The 14,965-nt window shown below is 52.5% G+C and carries 16 protein-coding genes; 2 read left to right on the top strand and 14 right to left on the bottom strand.

Annotation, left to right across the window (positions count from 1 at the left end):
- Positions 1–54 precede the first annotated feature (54 nt).
- Entirely contained in the window at positions 55–915 is an 861-nt protein-coding gene (gene pdxY, locus O6D90_RS12230) for a pyridoxal kinase PdxY (protein ID WP_019076734.1), read from the top strand.
- Between the two features lie 83 nt (positions 916–998).
- On the opposite strand, the gene gstA is transcribed toward pdxY, so the two are convergent.
- The 12 genes from gstA to blr form a co-directional block, all read right to left on the bottom strand.
- The gene (gstA, locus tag O6D90_RS12225; protein ID WP_016153002.1) at positions 999–1,604 is read right to left on the bottom strand and encodes a glutathione transferase GstA; all 606 of its coding nucleotides are present in this window, start codon (positions 1,602–1,604) and stop codon (positions 999–1,001) included.
- A gap of 104 nt (positions 1,605–1,708) precedes the next feature.
- A complete protein-coding gene (gene dtpA, locus O6D90_RS12220) occupies positions 1,709–3,214 on the bottom strand; it encodes a dipeptide/tripeptide permease DtpA (RefSeq protein ID WP_016153003.1) in 1,506 nt (501 codons plus the stop codon).
- A 613-nt stretch (positions 3,215–3,827) separates the two neighbouring features.
- Entirely contained in the window at positions 3,828–4,463 is a 636-nt protein-coding gene (gene nth, locus O6D90_RS12215; protein WP_016156436.1) for an endonuclease III, read from the bottom strand.
- Positions 4,463–5,155, bottom strand: coding sequence for an electron transport complex subunit E (locus O6D90_RS12210; protein ID WP_016153005.1), 693 nt, complete (start codon positions 5,153–5,155; stop codon positions 4,463–4,465). Before O6D90_RS12210 ends, nth begins: the two co-directional genes overlap by 1 nt.
- A 3-nt stretch (positions 5,156–5,158) precedes the next feature.
- Positions 5,159–5,779: an electron transport complex subunit RsxG gene (rsxG, locus tag O6D90_RS12205; protein WP_016153006.1), complete on the bottom strand. Its 621-nt coding sequence runs from the start codon at positions 5,777–5,779 to the stop codon at positions 5,159–5,161.
- 9 nt (positions 5,780–5,788) lie between these two features.
- The gene (gene rsxD, locus O6D90_RS12200; protein ID WP_016156437.1) at positions 5,789–6,841 is read right to left on the bottom strand and encodes an electron transport complex subunit RsxD; all 1,053 of its coding nucleotides are present in this window, start codon (positions 6,839–6,841) and stop codon (positions 5,789–5,791) included.
- The gene (gene rsxC, locus O6D90_RS12195; protein ID WP_088582957.1) at positions 6,842–8,959 is read right to left on the bottom strand and encodes an electron transport complex subunit RsxC; all 2,118 of its coding nucleotides are present in this window, start codon (positions 8,957–8,959) and stop codon (positions 6,842–6,844) included.
- Positions 8,952–9,530 carry an electron transport complex subunit RsxB gene (gene rsxB / locus O6D90_RS12190; protein ID WP_006684670.1) on the bottom strand — a complete coding sequence of 193 codons (579 nt, stop codon included), beginning with the start codon at positions 9,528–9,530 and terminating at the stop codon, positions 8,952–8,954. Before rsxB ends, rsxC begins: the two co-directional genes overlap by 8 nt.
- Positions 9,530–10,111: an electron transport complex subunit RsxA gene (gene rsxA, locus O6D90_RS12185; protein WP_003029144.1), complete on the bottom strand. Its 582-nt coding sequence runs from the start codon at positions 10,109–10,111 to the stop codon at positions 9,530–9,532. The genes rsxB and rsxA overlap by 1 nt, the downstream gene beginning before the upstream one ends.
- Before the next feature lie 76 nt (positions 10,112–10,187).
- Positions 10,188–10,628: a DUF2569 domain-containing protein gene (locus tag O6D90_RS12180; protein ID WP_016153009.1), complete on the bottom strand. Its 441-nt coding sequence runs from the start codon at positions 10,626–10,628 to the stop codon at positions 10,188–10,190.
- 91 nt (positions 10,629–10,719) lie between these two features.
- Entirely contained in the window at positions 10,720–10,935 is a 216-nt protein-coding gene (ydgT, locus tag O6D90_RS12175; protein WP_003832804.1) for a transcription modulator YdgT, read from the bottom strand.
- Positions 10,936–11,228: 293 nt separating this feature from the next.
- Complete coding sequence (gene blr, locus O6D90_RS12170; protein ID WP_019076739.1) at positions 11,229–11,354, bottom strand: division septum protein Blr; 126 nt, start codon at positions 11,352–11,354, stop codon at positions 11,229–11,231.
- A 241-nt stretch (positions 11,355–11,595) separates the two neighbouring features.
- On the opposite strand from blr, the gene O6D90_RS12165 reads away from it, so the two are divergent.
- Entirely contained in the window at positions 11,596–12,636 is a 1,041-nt protein-coding gene (locus O6D90_RS12165) for an oxidoreductase (RefSeq protein ID WP_016153010.1), read from the top strand.
- A gap of 52 nt (positions 12,637–12,688) precedes the next feature.
- Here O6D90_RS12165 and add read toward each other — a convergent pair whose 3' ends face one another.
- Positions 12,689–13,690 carry an adenosine deaminase gene (gene add / locus O6D90_RS12160; protein WP_016156440.1) on the bottom strand — a complete coding sequence of 334 codons (1,002 nt, stop codon included), beginning with the start codon at positions 13,688–13,690 and terminating at the stop codon, positions 12,689–12,691.
- Positions 13,691–13,790: 100 nt separating this feature from the next.
- Complete coding sequence (locus tag O6D90_RS12155; RefSeq protein WP_019076740.1) at positions 13,791–14,963, bottom strand: MalY/PatB family protein; 1,173 nt, start codon at positions 14,961–14,963, stop codon at positions 13,791–13,793.
- Positions 14,964–14,965: the final 2 nt, after the last annotated feature.

Raw genomic sequence — 14,965 nt, 5'->3', positions numbered from 1 at the left:
GCAGGGGCGTGGGAAACTATGCCCCTTTATTTTTTCAGGGTTGTGGTAAGTAAAATGAAGAATATCCTCGCCATCCAGTCCCACGTTGTTTTTGGTCATGCGGGCAACAGTGCAGCAGAATTCCCAATGCGTCGTCTTGGCGCAAATGTCTGGCCGCTGAATACCGTTCAGTTTTCTAACCACACACAGTACGGCAAATGGACCGGTTGCGTTATGCCGCCGAGTCATCTGACTGACATTGTCCAGGGCATTGCCGATATCGATAAACTCCAGACTTGTGACGCAGTACTGAGCGGCTATCTTGGCTCGGCTGAACAGGGCGAGCATATTCTGGGTATTGTACGCAAAGTAAAAGCGGCCAATCCGCAGGCGAAATATTTTTGTGACCCGGTGATGGGGCATCCGGAAAAAGGGTGTATCGTCGCGCCGGGCGTAGCGGAGTTTCATGTACGCCATGCACTTCCGGCCAGCGATATTATCGCCCCGAATTTAGTTGAGCTCGAAATTCTGTGCGAGCATGCAGTGAACAATGTCAATGAGGCCGTGGCGGCAGCGCGTGAACTCATCGCTCAGGGACCAGAAATTGTGCTGGTGAAGCACCTGGCTCGCGCGGGTATCAGCGCAGATCGTTTCGAGATGCTGTTAGTTACTGCTGAACAGGCGTGGCATATCAGCCGACCGTTAGTCGATTTTGGCGCTCGTCAACCGGTTGGCGTGGGTGATGTCACCAGTGGCTTATTGTTGGTTAAACTGCTGCAGGGCGCGTCTTTACAGCAGGCGCTGGAGCACGTGACGGCGGCGGTGTACGAAGTGATGATTGCCACCAAAAAAATGCACGAGTATGAGCTGCAGGTCGTGGCTGCGCAGGATTGTATCGCGAAGCCTGAACACTACTTCAGCGCGACGCAGCTGTAAGCAATGCCCGATGGCGCTCACGCTTATCGGGCCTGCGTTTGGCTGAAGGCCGGGTAAGCGCAAGCGCTACCCGGCAACAACAATTAATTTAACCCTTCTGCTTTCAACGCCGCGGCAACCGCCGGACGTTCAGCCATACGCGCCATATACGCATCGATATTACTTAACCCTGCCATATTCAGCTTAACCGCATAGGCCCAACGCAGCACGGTGAACAGATAGGCGTCCGCAATGCTGAAGCGCGAACCGCAGATCCATTGGTTATCTTGCAGCGCGTCGTTCACATACTGCATTTTTTTCTCCAGCAGCGCGCGAACGGTTGGCTTGAAGTCTTCAGGCGTATCGGGACGGAACAGTGGGGTAAAGCCTTTATGCAGTTCTGTCGCAATGTAGTTAAGCCATTCAATGGTTTTGTAACGGGAGAGGCTGCTGGTCGGGGCAAGGAGTTGACGGTCTGGAACGGTGTCCGCCAGGTATTGCATGATGGCGACGCCTTCGGTCAGTAGCGTACCGTCATCCAGCAGCAGCGCGGGAACTTGCCCTTTTGGGTTTACCGCGAAAAAATCATCGCCGTTTTCCAGACGCTTCTTCATCAGATCAACACCATCCAGCGTGAAATCTTTACCGCTCTCACGAAGTGTGATGTGGGAAGCAAGAGAACAAGCGCCCGGTTTGTAGAACAGTTTCATCGGTAACTCCTTTTGGCTGAGGTATATCGTATGGTAGTGCTAGCTCAGGCAAAAAAAAAGCCGCTAACACCAGTTAGCGGCCTGAAAAAGAGTTTCCCTGAGAATTACGCTGTCGCGGCCTTAGAGGCTTTCTCATTGACGTCATCGTCCTGAGTCATACGATTCAGCTTCGGTGCCGTCAGCAGCATCAGAACAGCGATAACAGCCGTAGCAACACCAATCTGCAGGAACACACGACCGTAGACTTCAAGGGACATCAGCGGGTCAGTGACGTTCTCTGGTACAGCCATCATGTTGGCTACGTAACCACCGATGATGTTTGCACCGGCAGTGGTCAGGAACCAGCTACCCATGATGAAGCCCATCAAGCGTTGCGGAACCAACTGAGCCACCATTGCCAGACCCAGACCGGAGATCATCAGTTCACCGATACTTTGCAGACCGTAGCAGATGATCAGCCAGTTAACGGAAACGATGCCCGCATCGGTAGCGAATTTAGCACCCAGAGGCAGGATCAGGAACGCACCGGAACACAGCACCATACCAATCGCAAACTTGGTTGGCATCGGCAGGGTATCACCCATCTTGTTATAGATAGCGGCGAGGATTGGGCTACCAATGATGATCCAGAATGGGTTCAGTGCCTGGTACTGCTCAGGTTCGAAAGCAATGCCAAGAATAGAGTGCTCAACGTTACGAATCGCGAAGAAGTTCAGTGAGGTCGGCATCTGGCTGTAAAGCACGAAGAAGATAATCGCTTCCAGCATCAGAATGAAGGCGACGATCATTTTACGACGCGCAGCACCGTGCATGGTGAATGCTTCTTTACCGAAGATAAACACGATACCCAGAGCAATGACGCCCAGAACCATACGTGCGATCTGCTGGTTGTGCAGCAACCAGGTTGCAATCGCGATCAGCACCACGACGCCAACAATAGTCAGCAACAGGTTACGGAAGTTGATCGGCTCAAAGTCAGGTTTAGAACCGTACTGTTTAACCCAGCGCTGACAGAATGCGAAGTTAACAACGGTAATCAGCATACCCACGACGCTCAGAGCGAACGCGGTGCTCCAGCCGTAATGCGCAGCCAACCACGGTGTTGCCAGCATAGAGAAGAATGAACCGATGTTGACGGACATGTAGTACATGGTAAATGCACCATCAAGACGCGGGTCATCTTTGGCATAGCAGGTAGAGAGCAGGGATGATGGGTTTGCTTTAAACAGGCCGTTACCGACCGCGATGGCCGCCATGCCCATATAAACGATACCCGCATCGTGACCAGACCATGCTACCAACGCATAACCGATGGCCAGGACAACGGCACCCAGCATAATGACACGTTTTGTACCCAGAACTTTATCACCTAACCAGCCGCCAATGGCAACCAGACCGTACACCAGGGCGCTAAAGGACGAGAAAAGGGTGATGGAATCCGCTTCTGACATACCCAGTTGTTTAACCAGGTAGACGGCCATAATTCCTTGCAGGCCGTAATAACCAAAACGCTCCCACAGCTCAATAGAGAAAATGAGATAGAACGCTTTTGGTTGTTTGAAGGCGTTTAAACTCACGCTTTCTGTTGGTTTATTGTTTGCAGTAGACACTTTTACCTCTTTTTTTACATCCCATATCAACGGGGGTGTTCAGGCACGTGATGAGTCAAGTTCATCCGTCCGATTGTTATAGTGGGAGGGGAAACGGCAAGTAATGTTCACTATCTTGACCATTCAGACAAGTGGTTTGTAATAATATGTTACATATATCATGACTGGTGAAATCGTCGGGACTTTGAAATGTTATCTAGCGTTAAATTTCTTCATTTGAAAAATGGCAGATTTTTACACTGTTTAATCAGGGTAAAAACCGCAATGTGGCGATATGTTCTGCTATTTGCGCTTGAATCCAGTGATATAGGCCATTATCTGAAAAATAGCCAGTGTAATGTTTTGTTTAGAAACTGTTCAGTTAGGTCATCTGATTGTCACTTTAACTAAAAAATAAATATTTTTTAACATTGTGTTATCTGGATGATCTGGATCACGTATAGATAGAAATTTCTTTTACTAAAAAAACGATTAACCTGCTCAGGTGTTAATTAACAAGAATATTGCATTAGATATGCGCGGTTGAACGGCATCATTGTCGGGAAAATAAACTCAGGGGAGTGCATAACTAATCGTTATGTTAGCGAGGGGCAAGCAGTATGCCCCGGCAGCATCAGATATCGACTTTCTCTTTGAATTCGCAAAGATCTTCGATAATGCAGGAACCGCAGCGCGGCTTTCTGGCTATACAGGTGTAGCGGCCATGAAGAATTAACCAGTGATGGCAATCGACTTTAAATTCACTGGGTACGACTTTCAGCAGCTTCTCTTCAACCTGCTCTACGTTTTTACCCGGTGCGAACTGGGTACGATTACAAACGCGAAAAATATGGGTATCTACGGCAATAGTGGGCCAGCCAAAGGCGGTATTTAACACCACATTAGCCGTCTTTCGCCCAACCCCGGGCAGGGCTTCTAATGCGGCCCGGTCTTCAGGCACTTCACCATTATGTTGCTCCAGCAGAATGCGGCAGGTTTTAATCACGTTCTCCGCTTTGCTGTTAAACAAACCGATTGTCTTGATGTAGGACTTAACCCCTTCAACGCCAAGCTCCAGCATCGCGGCTGGCGTATTGGCGATGGGGTAGAGCTTAGCCGTCGCTTTATTGACGCTGACATCGGTGGCCTGCGCGGAGAGCAAGACTGAAATCAGCAGTTCGAACGGCGATGAAAAATTTAGCTCGGTTGTCGGATGCGGATTGTTCTCACGCAGGCGCGTCAGTATTTCCAGCCGTTTTGCTTTGTTCATTACACATTCCCTGTTTCACCGGCCGGACTGTCCGTGACAGCCGCCTCGGCACGACGTTTCTTCATTTTCTCATCAATCAGATACTTAACAGCCAGCATCAGACCCAGGCCAATAAACGCGCCTGGTGGCAGCATGGCCAGCAGAAACGGCGTATCGGTATGAAAGATCTCAACGCGCAATACTTTGGCCCAGCTACCCAACAAACCGTCTGCGCCATCAAAGAGTGTACCGTTACCAATTATTTCACGTAGCGAGCCCAGAACAAACATGGCGCCAGTTGCGCCCATGCCGATGGAAAAACCATCGAGTGCGGATAGCGCAGGGCCTTTTTTGGCTGCGAAGGCTTCAGCGCGGCCAACAACAATACAGTTGGTCACAATCAGCGGGATAAAAATGCCCAGAGACTGATACAGGCCAAAAGCGTAGGCATTGATCAACATTTGCACCGCGCTCACCACGGAGGCGATGATCATGACATAAATCGGAATACGTATTTCAGGCGGTGTCCAGCGACGAAGGGCAGAAATCGTCAGGTTCGTCAGCGTCAGGACGAGCGTAGTCGCGAGTCCCAGGCCCAGCGCGTTAGTGGCGGTCGAGGTGACGGCCAACAGCGGACACATCCCGAGTAACTGCACAAGCGCGGAGTTATTTTTCCATAACCCTTGGACAATAACGTCTTTAATTTCGCTCATGGTTTATTCTCCACAGGCGCTAAGTTGAGGAAGTTGCGCGGGCAGCGTCTGCGCATACAAACCGGCGCGTTTTACTGCATTAACTACCGCACGCGGCGTAATGGTTGCGCCAGTAAACTGGTCAAAGTCGCCGCCGTCTTTTTTCACCGCCCAGTGAGCGTCGTTACCCGCAGCGATCGTTTTGCCGCTAAAGTGGGTGATCCAGTCGGACAGTCGCAGTTCGATTTTATCACCCAGCCCTGGCGTTTCATGATGTTCGGTCACCCGCGTACCCAACACGGTACCCGAAAAATCGACACCAACCAGCAGTTGAATCGCCCCGGAATAACCATCTGGCGCCGTAGCTTCAAGAATTGCTGCAACGGGACGATCGTCCTGGCGGGCAATATACACTCGGTGAGTGCCTTTGCCCAACGCCTGCGCATCGACCAGATAACAACTTTCGGACAAATTATTATTGTAGCGATCGCCAGGCAGAACCTGATCGAACAGCGTTTTTTGCTGCAGCGCGGCCTGTTCATCAATGGTGGACTTGGTTAATTGATTGATTGCCGCGGTTAACCCCGTCGAGCCCGCTGCAAACAGCGCCAGAGTAATACCGTGTTTACGAATCGTTTTCAGCATAGGGAGTCCTTAGCGATGTCCGTACACGCGAGGGCGGGTGTAATAATCAATCAGGGGAACCGTGATATTTGCCAGCAATACGGCAAAAGCCACGCCATCAGGATAACCGCCAAAACTGCGAATCAACCACACTAACAGGCCCGCAAGTGCGCCAAAAATCAGGCGGCCACGGTTGGTTGTTGATGCTGTAACGGGATCGGTAAGAATAAAGAATGCACCCAGCATGGTCGCGCCGGAAAGTAGGTGCAACTGAGGCGAGGCCAGCGAATCTGGCGAGAAAATCCAGCCTAAAGTGGCACAAACGGCGAGCGACAGCAGGAAGCTAACCGGGATATGCCAGCGAATCGCTTTCTGCCATAGCAACACGACGCCGCCCACCAGCCAGGCAAGGTTAACCCACTGCCAGCCAGCGCCTGCAAGCATGCCGCTGTAGATTGGGTATTGCATCACCTGCTCAACAGTACGTCCCGCATGCAGCGAAGTCTTAAAGGTATCGAGAGGCGTTGCCTGACTGATACCATCAATACCCATACGCAGCGTGTTCATATCCCCGCCACTGGCGGTATGTCCGCTAAAGATAACGTTCAGGGCGTCAAAAAAACCAGGCACAGTCGCCGCAATTTCATGCGGCGGCAGCCAGCTTGTCATCTGTACCGGGAATGAGATAAGCAGCACCACGTAACCAATCATGGCGGGGTTAAACGGGTTCTGACCGAGGCCGCCATACAGCTGTTTAGCAATGATAACGGCGAATACCGTGCCTAAAACTACCATCCACCAGGGGGCGAGCGGGGGAATACTCACGGCCAGCAGTAATCCGGTGAGCAATGCGGAGTTGTCTTTTAAAATCGCGACAATGGGTTGTTTGCGCAGTTTAAGCACGCCCGCTTCGGCGGCGATAGCGCTGATGGCGGCCAGAACTATCTGGAACAATGTACCCCAGCCAAAGAACCACAGCTGAGCGGCGATCCCCGGCAATGCAGCCAGTAACACCAGCATCATGATACGCGATGTCTGGCGCTGGTTATGGGTATAAGGGGAGCTTGCTATTCTGAATACCATTTATTCCTCGTTTACAACCTGCTGCTGGGCGGCTTTCTTTGCCTGAGCGCGTGCAATAGCGGCCGCGACGGCGGCTTTACGCGGATCCACCGGTTCGACTGTTTCCGTAACCGCCTGCTGCTCGAGCTTGCGAGCTTTGGCGCGGGCGATAGCCGCTTCCACGGCGGCTTTACGCGGATCCACCGGTTCGGCTGTTTCCGTAACCGCCTGCTGCTCGAGCTTGCGAGCTTTGGCGCGGGCGATAGCCGCTTCCACGGCGGCTTTACGCGGATCCACCGGTTCGGCTGTTTCCGTAACCGCCTGCTGCTCGAGCTTGCGAGCTTTGGCGCGGGCGATAGCCGCTTCCACGGCGGCTTTACGCGGATCCACCGGTTCGGCTGTTTCCGTTACGGTTTCCTGTTCAAGCTTGCGGGCTTTGGCGCGGGCGATAGCCGCTTCCACGGCGGCTTTACGCGGGTCGACCTCTGTGCTGTTGCCTCCAGTTTGGGGAGGGTTTCCCATCCGGGTTGCGCGAGCTTGCGCCTTACGCGCCTCGCGTGCGGCAATCACGGCACTATTGTCAGGTTTTTCGCCAGCCTGAATGACCACCGGCTGCATTGCCTGAGCCTGCTTTTCTTTTACGCGAGCCAGCGCGGCGGCAATGGCATCATGATCTTTAGCCGCAGGCTGAACGGCAGCGCTTTTGTGACGTTCAAGACGTGCTGCTTTTTCACGTTCGAGTCGCGCCTGTCGGGCTTCAAATCGCGCTTTCGCTTCAGCGGCACGTTTTTCTTCCTGACTAATGGCATAAATCTCGGCTTTTTCCTGACGGAAATACTGCACCAGTGGAATATTGCTTGGGCATACCCAGGCGCAGGCACCGCATTCAATGCAGTCCGCGATATTGTGCGCCGTTGCTTTGTCGTGCTGCTGCCCTTTACTGAACCAATAAAGCTGTTGCGGCAGGAGATCGGCCGGACAGGCATCGGCGCATGCGCTACAGCGAATGCAGCCTTTCTCTTCCGGCGTTTCTCCCATTTCACTGGCAGAGGGCGCCAGAAGACAGTTGGTTATCTTCACCACCGGTACATCCAGCCAAGGCAGCGTAAAGCCCATCAGCGGCCCGCCCATAATCACCATCTGGTCGGCGGAAGGGCAGAAGCCCGCGTCGTTGAGCAGATGACGAACCGGCGTGCCTAAACGCGCCCAGACGTTGCCCGGACGGCTGACGGCTTCGCCGGTCAGCGTCACGACACGCTCGGTAATCGGTTCTCCGTCAATCACCGCACGTTTAATCGCGTAGGCGGTTCCAACGTTTTGCATCAGCACGCCGATATCTGAAGAGCGTCCCCCGTGCGGAACCTGCTTGCCGGTCAGGATTTGCGTTAACTGCTTGGCCCCGCCTGACGGGTACTTGGTGGGGATCACGCGTAAGCTGATATCGTGTGAATCAGCCAGCACCGCGCGCAGCATGGAAATTGCCTGTGGCTTGTTATCTTCAATGCCCAGTAGAATTTCGCGTGGCTGAAGAATATGCGCCAGGATGCGGATACCTTCGACGACCTGCGCCGCGCAGTCCTGCATCAGGCGGTCATCAGCCGTAATGTATGGCTCGCATTCAGCAGCGTTAATGATCAGCGTTTCAATTTTATCTCCGCCGCCCTGCAGCTTAACGCCGGTGGGAAAACCCGCGCCACCCAGTCCGGCGACGCCGAACTGGTGAATACGTGCGATCAGCTCTTCCCGGCTGCGGGAACGGTAATCGGCCCAGCCGTCTCGCTCAATCCAGCGATCTTCGCCATCGGCGTCAATAATAACGCTCAGCTCAGCTAATGCCGATGGATGTGCAGTAGAATGCGGGGCAATAGCAACAACGGTGCCTGACGTTGGCGCATGTACCGGAAGCATTTTACCACGCCCAAGGGTTAACGCCTGACCACGCAGCACGGTGTCGCCAACGTTTACGCACAGCTCACCCTCCGCGCCAATATGTTGTTTCAGCGGAATAACAAAGCGTGGCGCCAGCGGAACCTGTCGCAGCGGCGTACCGTTCGACTGGGTCTTCATTTCTGGTGGATGAATGCCGCCATCAAAGTCCCAGATTTTGTTTTTTCTGAATGCAGAGAATAACTTAAACATGTTGTTCCACGGGAATGATGCGCACAGGGATGGTGTTTAAATCCCATTTCCAGCTATCAGGTGTCTCGGCCACCGGGCGTAATTCGATACATTGCGTCGGGCACGGATCAACGCACAGGTTGCACCCGGTGCAGAGATCGCTCATCACCGTGTGCATGGCGCGGGTCGCGCCCACGATCGCATCAACCGGGCAGGCCTGAATGCACTTTGTACAACCGATACAGTTATTTTCATCAATGACCGCCAGCATACGCACGGGGGTAACATCGTGTTCATCACCATCAATCGGCTGCGGGTCGACGTTCAGCAGGGCGGCAATTTTTAACATCACCGCTTCGCCTCCGGGTGCGCAACGGTTGATTTTTTCGCCCTGAGAGCCGATCGCTTCAGCGTAAGGATGACAGCCCGGATAGCCGCATTGTCCACACTGGCTTTGCGGGAGAATTTCATCAATTTTCTCCACGACAGGATCATCTTCGACGGCAAAACGTCGTGAGGCGTAACCCAAAATAGCGCCGAACGCCAGACCCAGTAGACTCACTGCGGCAACGGCAATCCAGATAGCATTCATTACAACTTCACCAAACCACTAAAGCCCATAAAGGCCAATGACATTAAACCAGCGGTAATCAGCGCAATCGCATTACCGCGAAACGGAGCAGGCACGTCCGCCACGGCGAGGCGTTCGCGGATGGCGGCGAACAGTACCATCACCAGCGAGAAGCCGACGGCGGCGGAAAAACCGTATAGCGCCGACTGTAAAAAGTTATGACCGAGATTGATATTCAGTAACGCCACGCCTAATACCGCGCAGTTAGTGGTGATCAGCGGTAGGAAGATCCCCAACAGGCGGTAAAGTGCAGGGCTGGTTTTGCGTACAACCATCTCGGTAAATTGCACGACGACGGCGATGACCAGAATAAAAGCCAACGTGCGCAGATAGATGAGATTGAGTGGAATGAGGATCCAGGTGTCAATCAGCCATGCGCAGATGGATGCCAGTGTCATGACAAACGTCGTGGCAAGGCCCATACCCATTGCGGTTTCCAGTTTTTTGGAAACGCCCATAAACGGGCAGAGCCCCAGAAACTTGACCAGTACAAAGTTATTGACCAGTACAGTTCCGACAAACAGCAGCAGGTAATCAGTCATTTTTCGGCCTGAAATAAAAAAGCCGCCTATTATCTGACAATCTACAACAGGCGACAACAGGTTAACTGTAGGGTTATTACGGATTCACAAACGTCGATTTAACGCGTTGCGAGCGTTTGAAATAGGGCACCAGCAGTGCTGCAGCCAGCAATGGGAACAGCAGTTGGCGCACGGCAAAGGCGTCCGGAACCGGTGAAAACGCAAACGCTTTAATCGCCAGTAACACGGAGATCAGCAGCCATAGAATATAATGCTTAGGCACACAGGCTCTGCGTTTGAAAAACGCAATCGTCAGCCACAGCGTGTAATACCACATGGCAATCGCGGTAATAAAAGAGACGCCCCATAACAGCAAATTTGCCGTACTTTGCGCACCCAGCGTTTGGAAGGTTTGCGGTGTAGCCAGCGCAGTGACATAAAGTAATAACGCCAGCGAAGCGCTCAACAATGCGACTAACAGCCAGGCCAGTGGCCCAAGTAGCCAGCCCCCGATACGTTGTGCCGGTGTGGTAGTCATCTCTTCTCCAGGTTTACGCGCGCAATCAAACATGCCATTCATTTTGGGGCAATTATTATAAAGCTTTTAACGTTGAGCGCTACTTTCTTCTTTATTGCACGTAATGCCAGACTGATTTGGGTACCTGACCAACATCAAACAGACGACCTCCTGAGATAAGCTCCGCACGGCGATGGTCTGCAGCGCGATACATATTGATAATGTCGCTATCGTCGGTGAGCGTGTAGTTAAGATGGTCGAACAGTTTTTCCAGACTTTCGAGTGAACTGATTTTGCGGAATTTTAATAAGTAATCCTGAACAGTCATAAATGGAAATCCATATTAATAAAATAATACCAACGGAGTAGTAAATATAAATAATAAACAACATGCACAGGTAAAAGCGGATTGACGCGCAAATGTGAGAAGAGTGTTCATACCTGTGGAAAAGCAGGCGCTATGCGCACCTGCGGTAAGGGTAACGCGCTTCGCTACAGCAGGCAATATGCACCGGAGTGGGATGCGGCATTATTCTCTTTTTTTGACAAAATTCGATCTTTTGCAGCCAACCCCTGCCGTTACTCGATGTTAATTGCCGGGTTATAAGGGACTGCAGATGCTTATTTCTTCTGCACAGCAGCAACGGGCTCCGGTGGCTGGTAATTGTCAATATGATTGGCAACACCCAGCAGGATCACAGAGACGGTGAGAACAATCCAACCTGCTAATTCAATAAGACGATTCATTACTGATGACATTTGCTTTGATTTATCCATAAACACAGGCTGCAAATGTTACTAATCTCTCAATAATACAGCAAGATAATTGGGAACGATTTCTCCCTCTTTTTCGCTGCAAGTTAAGCATAAGTGGCATATGTTTGACTTAAGTTAATAAACAACCTTTGTAGCGCAATGGTTATTAAACTATTGAGACGTTGCAGGGTATGGTGTGAAATAGGTCAGTCCTGAATTGAGAGGCTATAACATGAGTGACAACATCCGCGTTGGGCTAATTGGCTATGGTTACGCCAGTAAAACCTTCCATGCCCCCCTGATTGTGGGCACACCGGGCCTCGAACTGGCTGCGGTTTCCAGTAGTGATGAAGCAAAAGTGAAGGCAGACTGGCCAACGGTGGCGGTTGTTGCTGAGCCTAAACACCTTTTTAACGATCCGAATATCGACCTGATTGTGATCCCCACGCCTAATGACACTCACTTCCCGTTAGCGAAGGCTGCGCTGGAAGCGGGCAAACATGTGGTTGTTGATAAGCCTTTCACCGTGACACTGTCACAAGCACGCGAACTGGATGCGTTGGCGCGTAGCCTTGGCCGTGTGCTGTCCGTTTTCCATAACCGCCGTTGGGACAGTGATTTTCTGACGTTGAAAGCCCTGCTGGCGGATGGCGTTTTGGGGGAGGTGGCGTATTTCGAATCCCATTTCGATCGATTCCGCCCGCAGGTTCGTGACCGCTGGCGTGAACAGGGGGGGCCGGGAAGCGGCATCTGGTATGATTTAGCTCCGCATCTTCTGGATCAGGCGATTAACCTGTTTGGTTTGCCCGTCAGCATGACGGTAGATCTGGCTCAGCTCCGCCCAGGTGCGCAAGCGACGGATTACTTCCATGCCATCCTGACTTACCCGCAGCGTCGTGTGATTCTGCACGGCACCATGCTCGCTGCCGCGGAGTCGGCCCGTTATATCGTGCACGGATCGCGTGGCAGCTATGTGAAGTATGGTCTTGACCCGCAGGAAGAGCGCCTGAAAAATGGCGAGCGACTGCCTCAGGAAGACTGGGGTTATGACATGCGCGATGGCGTGTTGACGCGAATAGAAGGCGAAGAGCAGGTTGAAGAGACCTGGCTGACTGTACCGGGTAATTACCCGGCGTACTATGCTGGCATTCGTGATGCGCTAAATGGTCATGGTGAAAACCCGGTACCGGCGAGACAAGCTATTCAAATCATGGAGCTGATTGAGCTGGGTCTTGAATCGGCGAAACATCGCTCGACGTTGTGCCTTGCCTGATTAGGCAAATGCCGGATGGCGATGCTCAGCATCGCATCCGGCACTTTAACCGTCACGCTGCGGCGACTTTCTCGCGCAGGGCACGTTTTTCTTCGTTACTCAGAAATGCCATTTCCAGGCCGTTGATTTGCGCCTGACGGATCTGTTCGCGCGTGAGTCCTGCCGCTGGCGCGGCAATGGTGTACTCGTGAATAATATCCACACCCTGTACCGCCGGATCGTCCGTATTCAAACTGGCTAAAACGCCATGCTCAAGGAATGTTTTCAGTGGGTGGGTTGCCAGAGAGGCTACGGTGCTGGTCTGAATGTTCGATGTCAGGCAGGATTCGATGCCGATACGGTGTTCGGCGAGGTAATCCATCAACGCACGATCTTCAACGGCTTTTACGCCGTGACCAATACGTTCTGCGCCCAGCTCTTTAATGGCCTGCCAGATACTTTCTGGTCCCGCGGCTTCGCCCGCATGTACGGTAATACGCCAGCCGGCGTCGCGCGCCTGATTGAAATGCGACAGGAACAGACTGCCCGGGAAACCCAGTTCGTCACCCGCCAGATCCAGCGCCGTAATATGGTCACGGTGGGCTAACAGCGCATCCAGTTCCTGCAGGCAGGCGGTTTCGCCGAAGGTACGGCTCATAATGCCAATTAAGCGAGCTTCGACGCCAAAGGTCTTGCAGCCCTCGCGTACGCCGGCAATGACGGCTTCAACCACGCCCGCAACCGGGAGCTGATGCGCCATCGCCATATAGCCGGGTGAAAAACGTAATTCTACATAGTGCAGGCCGTTACGTGCTGCATCCTCAATATTCTCAAATGCCACGCGGCGACACGCATCCAGCGAGGCCAGTACCTTCACGCCCCAGTCAAGCTTGGATAAAAAGCTCACTAAATCCGGCTCAGTTGATGTGACTTGCACATGAGGGATCAGCGTCTCCAGCGTTTGTGCCGGAAGCGTTAAATTGAACTGACGACCCAGATCCAGGATCGTTTGGGCACGGATGTTACCATCAAGGTGGCGATGGACGTCGGTCAGGGGGAGGGAAGTATCAATCATGGTCGCACTCGTGTATTTAGGTAAAGTGCGTCGTATTATATGAAAAAATCGGGATAAAAAGCTATGTTGCGCAATGAATAATTTCATTGCGCAAGCTTAATTAACGTACAGAACGGATGGCGTTAATCAGCCCCTGAACGCCTTTTTCAAGCTTGGATCTTGGGCATCCGGCATTGAGGCGTACAAAACCGCGACCTTCTTCTCCGTAGGTGTATCCCGGCATGATAGCCACTTTCTGCTGGTGGATGAGAACATCCTGCAAGGCATGGTCATCAATATTGAGCGGACGCAGGTCAATCCATGCCAGATAGGTGGATTGCGGAATCTGCCAGTTGAGTTCGGGGAATGCGGCATTAAGCTCACGCGCAACGTAATGCAGATTGCTGGCAAGATAATCGCGCAGCGCATCAAGCCAACTTGCACCCTGTTGATAAGCGGCAATATGTGCGCTAAGCGCCAGCACCGCAGGCGAGGAAAGACCATCGCGGCCTTTTAACGCGCTGAGGTAATCGTTGCGGCTTTGAGCATCTTCAATGAGTCCGTAAGCCCCGGTTAATGCCGGAATATTAAAACTCTTTGAGCCGGAAGTGAGCAGTGCCCAACTGCCACGCGCGACGTTACTCCACGGGATGTGCGGCCGGTCTGACCATACCATATCCATATGAATCTCATCGGAGATGACTTTTACACCATGGCGCTGACACAGTTCTGCCATGGCTTCCAGCTCGTCGCGCGTCCACACTTTACCCGTTGGGTTTTGTGGGCTGCAAAGCAGAAGAATTTTGCTTTCAGGTCGAGACAGGGCTTTCTCCAGCGCAACCATGTCACAAAACCAGCCGTCGGCGCGTTTTTCCAGTCCGACTGCGCGTACCTGTCGCTGATTACCTTCAATCGCTTTGTAAAACGCATCGTACGCCGGAGTATGGATAACCACCGCATCGCCCACGGATGACCACTGGCGGATCAACTCCGACACCATATAGATGACCGAGGGGCCATATACCAGCGACTGAGGATCTATTTGGGTGTTATGTCGCGAAAGAAACCAGTGGCTTATCGCCGCCAGAAACTCATCATTTTTCCAGCGGCTGTAACCCAACACGCCATGTGACAGGCGCTGAGTCAGCGCCTCCAGAATGCAAGGTGCGGTGGCAAAATCCATATCGGAGATGGTGAATGGCAGCAGGTCGGCTGAACCAAAACGGTCGGCAACGTAATCCCACTGAGTACACCAGGTACCGTGCCTGTCCACAACCTTTGAAAAATCAAACATAT

The sequence above is a fragment of the Citrobacter sp. 21OH12SH02A-Citro genome, from assembly GCF_027919895.1.
Classification (GTDB): Bacteria; Pseudomonadota; Gammaproteobacteria; order Enterobacterales; family Enterobacteriaceae; genus Citrobacter; species Citrobacter braakii.
The sequence above is the reverse complement of the archived record's forward strand: the minus strand, read 5'-3'. Positions and strand labels throughout refer to the sequence as shown.

What these genes read in the sequence shown, in the direction of transcription:
- pdxY (WP_019076734.1), top strand. Translation starts at nt 55, where the DNA reads ATGAAGAATATCCTCGCCATCCAGTCCCACGTTGTTTTTGGTCATGCG.
- gstA (WP_016153002.1), bottom strand. Translation starts at nt 1,604, where the DNA reads ATGAAACTGTTCTACAAACCGGGCGCTTGTTCTCTTGCTTCCCACATC.
- nth (WP_016156436.1), bottom strand. Translation starts at nt 4,463, where the DNA reads ATGAACAAAGCAAAACGGCTGGAAATACTGACGCGCCTGCGTGAGAAC.
- O6D90_RS12210 (WP_016153005.1), bottom strand. Translation starts at nt 5,155, where the DNA reads ATGAGCGAAATTAAAGACGTTATTGTCCAAGGGTTATGGAAAAATAAC.
- rsxG (WP_016153006.1), bottom strand. Translation starts at nt 5,779, where the DNA reads ATGCTGAAAACGATTCGTAAACACGGTATTACTCTGGCGCTGTTTGCA.
- rsxD (WP_016156437.1), bottom strand. Translation starts at nt 6,841, where the DNA reads ATGGTATTCAGAATAGCAAGCTCCCCTTATACCCATAACCAGCGCCAG.
- rsxC (WP_088582957.1), bottom strand. Translation starts at nt 8,959, where the DNA reads ATGTTTAAGTTATTCTCTGCATTCAGAAAAAACAAAATCTGGGACTTT.
- rsxB (WP_006684670.1), bottom strand. Translation starts at nt 9,530, where the DNA reads ATGAATGCTATCTGGATTGCCGTTGCCGCAGTGAGTCTACTGGGTCTG.
- rsxA (WP_003029144.1), bottom strand. Translation starts at nt 10,111, where the DNA reads ATGACTGATTACCTGCTGCTGTTTGTCGGAACTGTACTGGTCAATAAC.
- O6D90_RS12180 (WP_016153009.1), bottom strand. Translation starts at nt 10,628, where the DNA reads ATGACTACCACACCGGCACAACGTATCGGGGGCTGGCTACTTGGGCCA.
- ydgT (WP_003832804.1), bottom strand. Translation starts at nt 10,935, where the DNA reads ATGACTGTTCAGGATTACTTATTAAAATTCCGCAAAATCAGTTCACTC.
- blr (WP_019076739.1), bottom strand. Translation starts at nt 11,354, where the DNA reads ATGAATCGTCTTATTGAATTAGCAGGTTGGATTGTTCTCACCGTCTCT.
- O6D90_RS12165 (WP_016153010.1), top strand. Translation starts at nt 11,596, where the DNA reads ATGAGTGACAACATCCGCGTTGGGCTAATTGGCTATGGTTACGCCAGT.
- add (WP_016156440.1), bottom strand. Translation starts at nt 13,690, where the DNA reads ATGATTGATACTTCCCTCCCCCTGACCGACGTCCATCGCCACCTTGAT.
- O6D90_RS12155 (WP_019076740.1), bottom strand. Translation starts at nt 14,963, where the DNA reads ATGTTTGATTTTTCAAAGGTTGTGGACAGGCACGGTACCTGGTGTACT.